We start from the raw sequence: 11,543 nt of genomic DNA, 5'->3' as shown, positions 1-11,543 counted from the left end.
CCAAATGTTCTACGCAAACTGGGTTCCAGTTGACCAGCGCTTTTCTTTTTCCGTTGACGAAAATGGTGGTGTCGCTATCACAGCTGAACGCCATAGCGAGCTCTTTTCAGCACTGGCTGAAGGCAAGACCCTGATACCGAATGCCGATGGAGCTCCGACAATCGCAGATCCACTACCAGTTGATTCGTCTCCAGCAACACTTGCCAGACTTGAGCGGGCCTGGCGGGATGTTGAGTTGTCGTCAGTGGTTTGGTTACGTGAACGTCATCGTGATCAGCTTGAGATAGAAACACAAACCACACTTACAGCCGAACAATTCAAGGAGCTGCTGGTGTACATGCAGGCTTTGCGCAACTGGCCGCAATCACCGGACTTTCCCGACCTCCAACACCGCCCCACTGCGCCAGAGTGGATTGCGGAGCAAGCCGAGTAACCCGGCTCCGCACCTTCTGCCTGTATCCCCCTCCCCTACAACCCGCCGCGCTCGCCGATCCGACGCGCGCGCGGCAGCCTGTGCACTGTCACCCCATTACTGCGCAGGCAAAACCCATGGCCGATTATCTTCACGGCGTGCGGGTCCTCGAGCTCAACGACGGCACCCGCCCCATTCGCACCATCCCCACCGCTGTTATCGGCCTGGTTTGCACTGCCGACGACGCTGATCCGCTGGCATTCCCGCTCGACACCCCGGTCCTGCTGACCAACGTTCAGACCGCGGTCGGTAAAGCCGGCACCAAGGGCACCCTGGGCGCCAGCCTCCAGGCCATCGCCGACCAGACCAAGCCCTACGTTATCGTTGTACGTGTCAAGAGCGGCGAAACCGAAGCCGCGACCACCAGCGCCCTGATCGGCACCACCACCGCCGATGGCAAATACACCGGCATGAAAGCCCTGCTCGCGGCCAAGGCCCGCGTCGGCATGGTGCCGCGCATCCTTGGCGTTCCAGGCCTCGACAGCCTGCCGGTGGCCACCGCCCTGGTCTCGATCGGCCAGCAACTGCGGGCGTTCTGCTATGTCAGCGCCTGGGACAGCAAGACCAAGGAAGAGGCCGTCGCCTACCGCGAGAACTTCGGCGCTCGGGAGGCAATGGTGATCTGGCCAGACTTCCAAAATTGGGACACCGCCACCAACGCAACAGCGAAAGCATCCGCCGTCGCTCGCGCCCTGGGCCTGCGGGCAAAGATCGATCAGGAAACGGGCTGGCACAAGACCCTGTCCAACGTCGCGGTCAACGGGGTCACCGGCATCAGCGCCGACGTGTTCTGGGACCTGCAGAACCCGGCTACTGATGCCAACTACCTCAACTCCAACGAGGTGACCACTCTGATCAACGAGGGCGGCTTCCGCTTCTGGGGCAGCCGGACCTGCAGCGAAGACCCGCTGTTCGCCTTCGAGAACTACACCCGCACCGCGCAGATCCTCGCCGACACAATGGCCGAGGCGCACATGTGGGCCGTGGACAGGCCCATGACCCCAACCCTGGTGAAAGACATCATCAACGGCATCAACGCCAAGTTCCGCGAGCTGATCTCAGCCGGGTACCTGATCGGTGGCAACTGCTGGTACCAGGAAGACGCCAACGACAAGGACACCCTCAAGGCCGGCAAGTTGTTCATCGACTACGACTACACGCCGGTTCCACCGCTGGAAGACCTCACCCTGCGGCAGCGGATCACCGACCGCTACCTGATGGACTTCGCCAGCAAGATCAACAGCTAACCAGGGGCTCCCCCGCGAAGGGAGTCACCCCGTGCCAGGACACCGGAGAACACCGCCATGGCCATGCCTCGCAAACTGAAAAACCTCAACCTGTTCAACGACGGCAACAGCTACCTGGGCGTGGTCAAGTCGGTCACCCTGCCGCCCCTCGGCCGCAAGATGGAAGCCTACCGGGGCGGCGGCATGAACGGCTCGGTCAAGGCAGACCTGGGCTTCTCCGATGATGGCATCCAGTTCGAATGGAAGACCGGCGGCCTGGACCTGATCGCCCTGCGCCAGTTCGGCTCGGTGAATGCCTCCGGGATCATGCTGCGCTTCTCCGGTGCCTTTCAGCAGGACGACACCGGCGACGTCAGCACCGTCGAGGTGGTGGTACGTGGCCGGCACGAAACCATCGAGATGGGCGACGCCTCCCCCGGCGAAGACACCGAGCACAGCATCACCACCACCTGCAGCTACTACAAGCTGACCGTGGACAACGAAGACATCATCGAAATCGACCTGCTCAACTTCATCGAGAAGGTCAACGGCATCGACATGCTGGAGAAACAGCGCAACGCCATCGGCATCTGATCCCCTGCCGCTCTCAGCCCGAGAGCGGATAGCACTGCAACCTGGAGCACTCAATGAACACCGACGACAACACCCAAGCCCCTGCCGAAGTCGAAGACAACACCGTGGTCCTCGACACCCCGATCACCCGGGGCAAGACCACCATCGACAAGATCACCCTGCGCAAACCCCAAGCTGGCGAGTTGCGCGGCGTGCACCTGGTCGAACTGCTGAACATGGACGTTACCACCCTGATCAAGATTCTGCCGCGTATCAGCAGCCCAGGCATCACCGCCCCGGAAGCCGCAGCCATGGACCCTGCCGACCTGCTGGCCTGTGGCAGCAAGATCTCCGGTTTTTTGTTGCAGAAGTCGATGAAGACGGAAGTATCCCTCGTTGCGTAGAGGACGCCATGGCCGATTTGGCCGTGGTTTTTCACTGGGCGCCGGCTGACATGGACCAGCTGGGCCTGCAGGAACTGATGGACTGGCGCGAGCGCGCGCGGATTCGGAGTAGCGTCGATGGCAAATGATTTGAAACTGCGCGTGCTGCTCAACGCCATCGACAAAGCCACCGGACCGCTCAAGCGCATCATGGGTGACAGCAACGAGACCGCCAGGGCCTTGAAAGCCACCCGTGATCGCTTGAAGGAACTCAACAACCAACAAAAGGACGTGAGTGCCTGGCGTACACAACGCACCGCCGCCGAGCAGACGGAAAAAGCCCTTGGCGCAGCACGCGCAAAGATCAAGGCACTGAGCCAGCAAATCAGTGCCGCCGGCGCTCCGACAAAAGCCCTGAGCAATGACTTCAAGCGCGCGGTACGTGATGCCAGCAACCTGAAGCAACAGCACCAGCAACAGAACGCACAACTTCAGACGCTACGCACCTGCCTGAGTGCTGCCGGTATCAGTACCAAAAACCTGTCCAGTCATGAACGCACCTTACGCAGCCAAATCGCCACTGCAAATACCAGCATCAGCGACCAGACAAACAGACTCAAACGCCTCGCGGCCCAGCAAGAGCGCTTAAAACGCGCAAAGACTGCTTATGGCAAAGGCGTACAAACGACTGCATCCATGGCAGGCACCGGCATGGCTGCACGCGGCACAGGCATGTATGCCGGGGAGAAGCTGCGGACCATGCTCGGGGTCGGCTACGACTTTGACGCCATCATGTCATCCACCCAGGCTGTCACCCGTGTGGCCGATAAAAACAGCGAGGCCATGCAAGCCCTGCGAAACCAGGCCAGAACACTGCCGCTCAGCAGCAAATTCACCGACAGTGAAGTGGCCCAGGGTCAGTACTTTTTAGGGCGAACCGGCTACAACCCCAAGCAAATCCTCGGTGCCATGCCCGGCATGCTCAACCTGGCCGCAGCCGGTGATATGGATCTGGGACAAACCGCTGATATCGCCTCGAACATTCAGACAGCGATGGGTATTCCTGCCGAGCAAATGGGCAAGGTCGCCGATGTGCTAACTGCTGCGTTCACCCGTAACAACGTTGATATCCAAATGCTCGGGGAGTCGTTGAAATATAGCGCCGGAGTAGGCCGCGAATACGGCCAAAGCCTTGAGACCGTAACCGCGGCTACTGCACTGCTCGGCAACGCCGGAGTCCAGGGCAGCATGGCAGGCACTGCCATGCGGTCAGTTCTGACCCGCATAGGCACCTCCAAGGCTGTCGCCAAACTGGGAGTCAACACCCAGGACAAATCCGGCAACATGCGGGACATGCTCGATATTCTCAAAGACATCAATGAAAAGACCAAGGGTATGGGCAACGTTCAACGTGGTGCGGTCTACAAAGATATTGCTGGCCAATACGCAGTCACCAGCTTTGGCACGCTGATGCGTTCAGTTGAAACCGGTCAGTTTCAGAGCATGCGCGGTAGCCTGAACAACTCCAAAGGAGAGGCTGCCCAAGTTGCAGCAACTCAGCTCGATAACCTCAAGGGCGACATGACCATGCTGCACGCCGCCCTTGAGAACATCTCCGTCGAGTTGTTTGACAAAAATAGTCCCTGGTTGCGTGAGCTCGCCGCAGACCTTAGCGGCCTACTGCACAGAGTCGGCGAGTTCCTTAAGGCAAACCCAGCCGTCAGCAAGGCTATCGTAATCGCTGTGGGTGGCTTCGCTCTCCTGATGGCCACTTTAGGCAGTCTCACCATCGGTTTCGCCGGAGTGCTCGGCCCCATGATCGCCATGCGCTTTATGCTGGCATCGGTAGGCATTCGTCTGCCCGGCATCATCGGCCTACTGAAACTCTTCGGTACAGGGATTCGTCTGCTCTCCGGGATCTTGATAGGCCCCTTAATGGCGGGTTTACGCATGGTCGGTATCGCACTATGGGGCCTGGCTGCCAACCCTATTGCATTGGCCATTGCTGCGGTCATTGTCGCTCTCGCGGGAGCCGCTTATCTCATCTATCAGAACTGGGACGCAGTGAAGGCCTATGTCATCAACCTCTGGAACGAGATCAAAGCCGGGTTCGACGGTGGCATTGGCGGCATCTTGACCGTCCTGGCCAACTTCAGCCCTATCGGGATCATCTATCGGGCATTCGCCGAAGTGCTGAACTACCTGGGCCTCGATCTCCCGACCAAGTTCACCGAGTTCGGCAACATGATCGTCAATGGCCTGGTGAATGGCCTCCTCGCCGGCATGGGCAAGGTGAAAGAAACCATCACCGCGATCGGCGACTCAACCATTGGTTGGTTCAAGGAAAAGCTCGACATCCACAGCCCATCGCGGGTGTTTGCCGAACTCGGCGGTTTCACCATGGAGGGGCTGACACAAGGATTGCAGGCCGGCCAGAAAGGCCCGCTGAACGCGGTGAACAACCTCGGCCAGCAGCTCACCACGGCGGGCAGCCTGGGCCTGGGCGTTGCTGCCATGCCCGGCCTCTCGGTCGATACGCGCGCGCCCATCAGTCCAGCCGCTGCGACCACCTACGACAGCCACGACAACTACGAAATCAACATCCACCCCACGCCAGGCATGGATGCCTTGGCAATCGGCCGCGCCGTGCGGGCAGAACTTGCGCGCATTGAAAGCGAAAAAGGCGCACGCAAGCGCAGCCAACTGTCCGACCTGGAGTAAATCGCCATGATGATGGCCTTGGGCATGTTCGTCTTCAGCCTTTCCACAGCCGCCTACCAGGAGCTGCAACGACAGACCGAGTGGCGGCACGTCAGCAATACCCGCATCGGCGCCGCTCCAGCCAGGCAGTTTGTGGGCCGAGGCGATGACTCGATCACCTTACCTGGCATCATCCTCCCCGAGTTGGCCGGATCTGTACTGAGCCTCGACACCCTGCGGCTGATGGCGAACACCGGCAAGGCCTGGCCCATGGTCGAAGGCAGCGGCCGGATCTATGGTTTGTGGGTGATCGAGAGCCTGAGCGAGACCAAGACGGTGTTTTTCCGTGATGGCACACCCCGGCGTCTGGAGTTCACCCTCAACCTCAAGCGCATCGATGACGACCGGATAGACCTGATCGGCGCCGCCGGCAGCACTGGCGTAAGTATCTTGAGGATGCTGCTGTGATTGATGCCGCCCTCGCCCGTGTTACGGGCTTTATCGAAGACGCTGCCGACCGGTACCGCCACGACGCCGCCTATGCTGTCCCGGCCTTCCGCATCACCGTAGACGGCAACGATATCGCCCAACTCATCAGCCCACGCCTGATGAGCCTGCAACTGACCGACAACCGCGGCATTGAAGCCGATCAGCTCAGCATCACCCTGAGCGATCACGACGGGCTGCTGGCCATTCCGCCGAAGGGTGCCGTGGTCAGGCTATGGCTGGGCTGGAGTGATACTGGCCTGGTGGACAAAGGCACCTACACCGTCGACGAGACCGAGCACAGCGGCGCTCCGGACGTGCTCAGCATCCGGGCGCGCTCGGCCGATCTGCGCAAAGGGCTGAAAACAAAGCGCGAGCGGAGCTGGAGCAACACCACCCTCGGCGATGTCCTGGGCGATATCGCCATCGACAACGGCCTGACTGCTAGCATCGCCGGCGCCCTGGACGGCCTGCCCATCCTGCAGCTGGACCAGGCCAACGAATCAGACGCCAACCTGATCAGCCGAGTCGGTGAAGAGTTCGACGCCGTGGTCTCCGTCAAGGCTGGATGCCTGCTGTGCATCCCGGCCGGAGGCGGGAAGACCGCCAGTGGCATGGAGCTCCCTCACATCACCCTCACCCGTAGCGACGGTGACCAGCACCGCTATCTGCAGGCCGACCGCGACAGCTACGACGGCGTGCGTGCCTACTTCTACGACGTGAACAGTGCCAAGAAACAAGAGGCCATTGCCGGCGGCGGCGACAACCTCAAGGACCTGCGTCACACCTTCAGCGACCGCCAGTCAGCACTGCGAGCCGCCCGGGCCGAATTCAACCGCCTGCAGCGTGGCAGTGCCACCCTGAGCTACACCCTGGCCGTGGGCCGGCCGGACCTGATCCCCGAACTGACCTATACCCTGGAAGGCGTGAAGCCAGAGATCGATGCGATTATCTGGTACGGCGGCAACGTGCAGCACAGCCTCAGTGCTGATAGTGGCTACACCGTCAGCCTGGAGCTGGAAAGCAAGTTGCCCGAAGACACCGTCGAAGGGTTGGCAGAGGAGAACAAAGGCGATTACACAGGGATCATCGCCTACTACCGTGACAAGAAAACGGGGAAGGAAAAGGCGATTACCTCGGGGGATCAGACGAAGCCGAGACGGTTACGGTGGTTGTATGCCAGTGAAAAGACGGCTAAGCGGGCGGCTGAAAGGGAGCTGAAGAGACTGAAGGCATATAGCCATCCATAGGTACACATCATAATCTCACGCATAGCCTGTATTAAACCTGACGAATCCGTATAATCGCCGGCGCTTAAGGGGAATACGAATGCCAACAGCTGTATCATTATTTTCAGGGTGTGGTGGGTCAGACGCCGGAATTTTAAGGGCGGGATTTGACGTGCTCATGGCTAACGACATCCTGCATTACGCGCGCGAGGTATACCTCGCGAACCATCCTGAGACAGACTATGTCCGCGCCAGCATATCAACAGTTGAACACTTCCCTGCTGCGGAATTACTTGTCGGTTGCTATCCATGCCAAGGCTTCAGCCAAGGAGGACTGAGAAACCCCGACAGGAAAATTAATACTCTTTATCTTGAGTTTGCACGCGCACTGAATCAAATCAAGCCAAAAGCTTTCATTGTTGAAAATGTATCCGGTATGTTTCGCAAAAACTTTAGGCATTTGCTTGAAGACCAGTTAAAAGTCTTCACCGATGCTGGATACAAAGTAAATGCTGAAATACTAAATGCGGCGGAATTTGGAGTTGCGCAAGAGCGTAGAAGAATCTTTATAGTCGGCATTAGGAACGACTTCAACATTGAGTATAAGTTTCCCCAACCAACACATGGCGTCGGTGAAGCCTTAGAAAAGGTCACTATTCGACAAGCCCTTCAAGGAATGGTCGAATGGCCTGAAGGGGAGTTTTACGACAGACCATTTCACTGGTATTACCTTTCCCGTGATAGAAGGAACGGATGGGACGACACTTCCAGAACAATTGTCGCGAACCCTCGCCACATGCCACTTCACCCCCTGAGCCCTCAGATGGTTAAAGTAGAGCATAACGTATGGAGATTTGAACACGATGGCCCAGCTAGACGATTTAGCTATCGGGAAGCTGCCCGTCTACAAGGGTTCGGAGATCTAATTTTTCCTGAAACAAAAAACGCGTCTCAAATGCAGCGGTATACCGTTGTCGGTAACGCTGTCCCACCACCTTTATTTGAAGCGGTGGCACGCGCCCTTCCGGACATATGGGACTAAATAGCTAAAACGGGGAAGCTTTTGAATAATCTCTTATCCATGGATATTTTCAAAAGCCTCAATCTATCAACGATGATTGCAATGCCTATATCACTTTTATAGGCCCAATCCCCATCATCTCGTCTCAGATCAAGTGGCATAAAGTAAAAAGTCGACCAAGGGTGCATTACAGGCAAATTTCTCAGATGCTTACTCGGAGACGCCTCTAATTGTTTAAACTTCCAGTCTTCTTTGGAACATCCACACTGGGCGAATGCTATAGGCAACCCTTCCCTATTATCATACATCGGGTGCCAGGCAATTAAATCTATACCTCCATCCCCACGATCCTTCTCTTTAAAGTCATCAGCAGAAAAATTTGCAGCACAGCGGATGTCATTGGCTAATAATTTTAATTTTTCAAAAAGTGTACCTGTATAGACTACACTCGAACCGCCCCCCGCCCAAGTAGCACGAATTTCACTACCTGCCGGCATCAATTCCGAGAATGCAAAAAAACATACTTCCTCAAAAAAACGAGCGACAACAACTCTTTGAGCCGGTGTAAGATGCCGCATACCAGAGGCGATTAATAAGTTCGAATAGCATGTATGCTCATCACTACCCGAATGAGCATAATGAATAGTGTCATTATCTTCAGCTATTACAAACGGATAGCTTTCACCAAAGCAAGCAGCTCTGTTCTGTGAAAAATCCAAGACCTCCCTCCACTTAATTTCAGGATTGAAATTAATCCCCCTATCTTTCCCTCTTTGCGCAACACCTACTAAGTCACCTCGGGAAAAGCATTTATCCGCACTCCCCATCGCATTAATTTCTACGAAATCAGTCCAAAAAAAAGAGTCTGAATTACCAGGCGGAGAGTCCAACTCTTGAAACATCTCTATTCCTCAACCTTATTCCGAACATGATTTCTAATATCTTTAGACAAGTTGAAAAGTGTATCTGCCTTATCAAGATGTTCCGCACTTAGTACAAGCGTAGGTTTAGAAAACATTTTCCATACAACATTAAGCTTGGCTTGAGCATCATCAATAGCTCGAGTTAACGCTGCCAACGGACCATCTGTATAAAGATAAGCCTCATCTCTCCTGCCTGTTTCATCAAGGACTTTTTCCGCATCCTCACTCGCAACAATATCTGCCATTTCAGATAGGTTTCGAGTTTCTCCAAGGACAGTATATCCGTTGGAGTCTTTAGAAAACATCCAAGCAAAGAGCTTTCTCAAACGATCCACATTGAGATTGGACATTTCCGTGTCAGCTTTACTTTCCAAACCTAGCCAAACACAGATGCTTTTGTAATTTAGAGCGGTAGTAATATAAGAAAACTCGATACTATTAGCATCTATCGGCAAACCAAAGAATTTTTCTCTTTCGGCAACAGCATAAAGATTCAGAGCAGTAAGTAACTGAGAGACGTAGTCAGACCGACTACCAATATCCTTAGCCAAGGATTTAAATTGCTCAACGGCCCCCAAGCCATTATAAAACTCATCACGCAGTTGCGCTAAGTACTTCGCCTTCGACAAAGAGTCCCACTCTTTGATTCCGGTAATATGACGATATCCCAGATAACGAAGAATATCTTTACGATCTGTATAAACCAAACAAGGCAAATCAAATGGAGGAGAGACTACTACCTCTGCCTTTATCGTTTCAATACTCTTCTCTCTACGAGAAGAAGGAGCTAATTGCCCATTTAAAAGCTTAGTCGCAGTAAGACGTCGATTCCCTTCGATAACCAAATAGAAACCATCAACATCAGGCCCGGTAACAAGAAGTGGCTCGCCAGGAAAATACCCCTTCTGCCCAATTGACAACATAATATCCTGAACGCGCTCATCCTCGAGCATTTCGTCCACGACTTCTGCATCAGATGCATGAGAGCTCATCCTATAAAACCGGGGATTCTCAGGGTCAAACTTGAGCTTATCTGTGGGGATCGTCTGAATCTTGTCAGGGGATGACTTCGCCATGAAAGATCTCATCTATTACTCAAAAGGACTTTCTATTCTCAGAAAATCGAAACTAAATGCTGGCCATTTATCTACAATCGCCAACCCATCTCTAAATATATAAATCAACATTGCTCCCTTTTCAGGGAATGTTCTAAAGAGGAACAGATTAGGCCGGGCGCTGCGCTACGGCAAGGGCTTCAGTCAATTCCTTGAGGCGCTGCTCGATATCCCTTATGCGTTTCTTTTCCTCAGCAGCGCTTTGTATCTCTCGCCTGTCAGCCTCTTCCAATGAGCGAAAGAGTGTCAGGATAGCTTCCTCTTGTGGATTACTAGCCAACACCTCAGGTACTGCGCCAGCTTCCCCGCGCAACATCGCCCCCTCTCCAGTAAGCAGCCAGTCCAAGGACACCCCTCGCTCCTCAGCAACACTTACACATAATGTGTAAGGGACAGAATTCCTAGACCGCCAATTACCCATGGTTTGACGATTGGTCCCCGTCGCCTCACACAGCTGTGAGTCATTCGCCACGCCAAAGACGATATGAAGGCGATCTAAGACCGAAGCTGCACTTTTATTACTCAATTTGGAGAACCAACCATTGACTTACCCAATATGTTGAATTACGGTTACACGCAATGAGTACATCTTAACCAACTAGGAACACTCCAACCATGAGCGAAGCCATGGAAAAGCGCCAGATCCAGGCACGACTGATCGAGCGAGGCAGCAACTTCCGCCAGTTCGCCCTCAGCCATGGCTACGAGGTGCGAACGGTTACGCAAGCAGTTCAACGCTGGGCGGGCCACAAAACGTTGCCTCGTGGACGACTGACCTTTCAGATTCTGCGGGACCTGTCCCAAGTGATCGGCAAAGAGGTTTTACCCGGAATCCTCGCTGACAACGACGAACAACCATCCGTACCGGCGCTGTAAACGCACAGTAGGGGCGATGACTCCAAGGAGAAACCAGAAGATGAAACGCCCGGTTCTAGTAACCAAACGGCAGGTGATGAGCGCGGTGATCTGCGATTACCCGGGTGGTCGTGAATGTGCAGCCGCACGTCTCGGCTACGAACTCAAGAAGTTCGACAACCACGTTTACGAGAACGCCGGCAGCCGGCCACTCAGCGATGAACAGATACACCTGCTGGAACAGGACTCCCGCACGACTCATTTACCCGAGTACATCGCCAGCCTCTACGGCGGCATGTTTGTGCCACTGGCCAAGCCCGAAACCCTGGACAACGTCGATCTCTATAGCCGCTCCGTGAATGCCGCCGCCAAGCGCGGCTATGTCGACCAGATCATCGTCAAGGCCCTGGAAGACGGCGTTATCGAACCTGGAGAAGCCGAGGCCATCCTTGGCGCACATCAACGCTACATGTCGGCGCGACATGCCGAGGTGCTGGCCACAATTCAACTACACAGCAAGGCAGGTGCACATTGAAGACGTTAAGGCATCAGCCCTTCCC

At 55.2% G+C, this 11,543-nt stretch carries 14 protein-coding genes; 11 read left to right on the top strand and 3 right to left on the bottom strand.

The window, feature by feature from the left end; translation table 11 throughout:
* Nucleotides 1-4: 4 nt before the first annotated feature.
* The 9 genes from ACSSVC_RS13340 (at nucleotide 5) to ACSSVC_RS13300 (ending at nucleotide 8,111) form a co-directional block, all read left to right on the top strand.
* Entirely contained in the window at nucleotides 5-433 is a 429-nt protein-coding gene (locus ACSSVC_RS13340; protein WP_492612373.1) for a phage tail assembly chaperone, read from the top strand.
* A 116-nt stretch (nucleotides 434-549) separates the two neighbouring features.
* Nucleotides 550-1,719 carry a phage tail sheath protein gene (locus tag ACSSVC_RS13335; RefSeq protein WP_492612372.1) on the top strand — a complete coding sequence of 390 codons (1,170 nt, stop codon included), beginning with the start codon at nucleotides 550-552 and terminating at the stop codon, nucleotides 1,717-1,719.
* A gap of 57 nt (nucleotides 1,720-1,776) precedes the next feature.
* Nucleotides 1,777-2,292 carry a phage major tail tube protein gene (locus ACSSVC_RS13330; protein ID WP_492612371.1) on the top strand — a complete coding sequence of 172 codons (516 nt, stop codon included), beginning with the start codon at nucleotides 1,777-1,779 and terminating at the stop codon, nucleotides 2,290-2,292.
* Between the two features lie 53 nt (nucleotides 2,293-2,345).
* Nucleotides 2,346-2,675, top strand: coding sequence for a phage tail assembly protein (locus ACSSVC_RS13325; RefSeq protein WP_492612370.1), 330 nt, complete (start codon nucleotides 2,346-2,348; stop codon nucleotides 2,673-2,675).
* Nucleotides 2,676-2,683: 8 nt separating this feature from the next.
* Nucleotides 2,684-2,803 (top strand): GpE family phage tail protein, encoded by a 120-nt coding sequence (locus ACSSVC_RS13320; RefSeq protein WP_073843658.1) that lies wholly within the window; start codon nucleotides 2,684-2,686, stop codon nucleotides 2,801-2,803.
* Nucleotides 2,793-5,375 carry a phage tail tape measure protein gene (locus ACSSVC_RS13315; protein ID WP_492612369.1) on the top strand — a complete coding sequence of 861 codons (2,583 nt, stop codon included), beginning with the start codon at nucleotides 2,793-2,795 and terminating at the stop codon, nucleotides 5,373-5,375. The genes ACSSVC_RS13320 and ACSSVC_RS13315 overlap by 11 nt, the downstream gene beginning before the upstream one ends.
* A gap of 6 nt (nucleotides 5,376-5,381) precedes the next feature.
* Complete coding sequence (locus tag ACSSVC_RS13310) at nucleotides 5,382-5,822, top strand: phage tail protein (protein WP_492612368.1); 441 nt, start codon at nucleotides 5,382-5,384, stop codon at nucleotides 5,820-5,822.
* Nucleotides 5,819-7,090 carry a phage late control D family protein gene (locus ACSSVC_RS13305; RefSeq protein WP_492612367.1) on the top strand — a complete coding sequence of 424 codons (1,272 nt, stop codon included), beginning with the start codon at nucleotides 5,819-5,821 and terminating at the stop codon, nucleotides 7,088-7,090. Before ACSSVC_RS13310 ends, ACSSVC_RS13305 begins: the two co-directional genes overlap by 4 nt.
* Before the next feature lie 79 nt (nucleotides 7,091-7,169).
* A complete protein-coding gene (locus ACSSVC_RS13300; protein ID WP_492612366.1) occupies nucleotides 7,170-8,111 on the top strand; it encodes a DNA cytosine methyltransferase in 942 nt (313 codons plus the stop codon).
* On the opposite strand, the gene ACSSVC_RS13295 is transcribed toward ACSSVC_RS13300, so the two are convergent.
* From ACSSVC_RS13295 to ACSSVC_RS13285, 3 genes are all read right to left on the bottom strand, one after another.
* Nucleotides 8,108-8,992, bottom strand: coding sequence for a hypothetical protein (locus ACSSVC_RS13295; RefSeq protein ID WP_492612365.1), 885 nt, complete (start codon nucleotides 8,990-8,992; stop codon nucleotides 8,108-8,110). The two genes, ACSSVC_RS13300 and ACSSVC_RS13295, sit on opposite strands and share 4 nt — an antisense overlap.
* 2 nt (nucleotides 8,993-8,994) lie before the next feature.
* Nucleotides 8,995-10,089, bottom strand: coding sequence for a hypothetical protein (locus ACSSVC_RS13290; RefSeq protein ID WP_492612364.1), 1,095 nt, complete (start codon nucleotides 10,087-10,089; stop codon nucleotides 8,995-8,997).
* Between the two features lie 148 nt (nucleotides 10,090-10,237).
* Nucleotides 10,238-10,654: a helix-turn-helix domain-containing protein gene (locus ACSSVC_RS13285; protein ID WP_492612363.1), complete on the bottom strand. Its 417-nt coding sequence runs from the start codon at nucleotides 10,652-10,654 to the stop codon at nucleotides 10,238-10,240.
* Nucleotides 10,655-10,755: 101 nt separating this feature from the next.
* On the opposite strand from ACSSVC_RS13285, the gene ACSSVC_RS13280 reads away from it, so the two are divergent.
* Together ACSSVC_RS13280 and ACSSVC_RS13275 are read left to right on the top strand one after the other, a co-directional pair.
* Nucleotides 10,756-11,004, top strand: a complete 249-nt coding sequence (locus ACSSVC_RS13280) for a hypothetical protein (protein WP_053157258.1) — start codon at nucleotides 10,756-10,758, stop codon at nucleotides 11,002-11,004.
* Nucleotides 11,005-11,044: 40 nt separating this feature from the next.
* Nucleotides 11,045-11,518 (top strand): YmfL family putative regulatory protein, encoded by a 474-nt coding sequence (locus ACSSVC_RS13275; RefSeq protein WP_258611649.1) that lies wholly within the window; start codon nucleotides 11,045-11,047, stop codon nucleotides 11,516-11,518.
* Nucleotides 11,519-11,543 lie beyond the last annotated feature (25 nt).

The organism is Pseudomonas sp. E1BtOHC1, from assembly GCF_058744285.1.
Note: the sequence above shows the minus strand (reverse complement) of the source record. Positions and strands in the feature narration are given on the sequence as shown.

Excerpts from the sequence above, each read along its gene's own strand:
- ACSSVC_RS13315 (WP_492612369.1), top strand. The coding sequence starts at position 2,793 with ATGGCAAATGATTTGAAACTGCGCGTGCTGCTCAACGCCATCGACAAA.
- ACSSVC_RS13295 (WP_492612365.1), bottom strand. The coding sequence starts at position 8,992 with ATGTTTCAAGAGTTGGACTCTCCGCCTGGTAATTCAGACTCTTTTTTT.
- ACSSVC_RS13280 (WP_053157258.1), top strand. The coding sequence starts at position 10,756 with ATGGAAAAGCGCCAGATCCAGGCACGACTGATCGAGCGAGGCAGCAAC.
- ACSSVC_RS13290 (WP_492612364.1), bottom strand. The coding sequence starts at position 10,089 with ATGGCGAAGTCATCCCCTGACAAGATTCAGACGATCCCCACAGATAAG.
- ACSSVC_RS13325 (WP_492612370.1), top strand. The coding sequence starts at position 2,346 with ATGAACACCGACGACAACACCCAAGCCCCTGCCGAAGTCGAAGACAAC.
- ACSSVC_RS13300 (WP_492612366.1), top strand. The coding sequence starts at position 7,170 with ATGCCAACAGCTGTATCATTATTTTCAGGGTGTGGTGGGTCAGACGCC.
- ACSSVC_RS13320 (WP_073843658.1), top strand. The coding sequence starts at position 2,684 with ATGGCCGATTTGGCCGTGGTTTTTCACTGGGCGCCGGCTGACATGGAC.
- ACSSVC_RS13340 (WP_492612373.1), top strand. The coding sequence starts at position 5 with ATGTTCTACGCAAACTGGGTTCCAGTTGACCAGCGCTTTTCTTTTTCC.
- ACSSVC_RS13275 (WP_258611649.1), top strand. The coding sequence starts at position 11,045 with ATGAAACGCCCGGTTCTAGTAACCAAACGGCAGGTGATGAGCGCGGTG.
- ACSSVC_RS13330 (WP_492612371.1), top strand. The coding sequence starts at position 1,777 with ATGGCCATGCCTCGCAAACTGAAAAACCTCAACCTGTTCAACGACGGC.
- ACSSVC_RS13310 (WP_492612368.1), top strand. The coding sequence starts at position 5,382 with ATGATGATGGCCTTGGGCATGTTCGTCTTCAGCCTTTCCACAGCCGCC.
- ACSSVC_RS13335 (WP_492612372.1), top strand. The coding sequence starts at position 550 with ATGGCCGATTATCTTCACGGCGTGCGGGTCCTCGAGCTCAACGACGGC.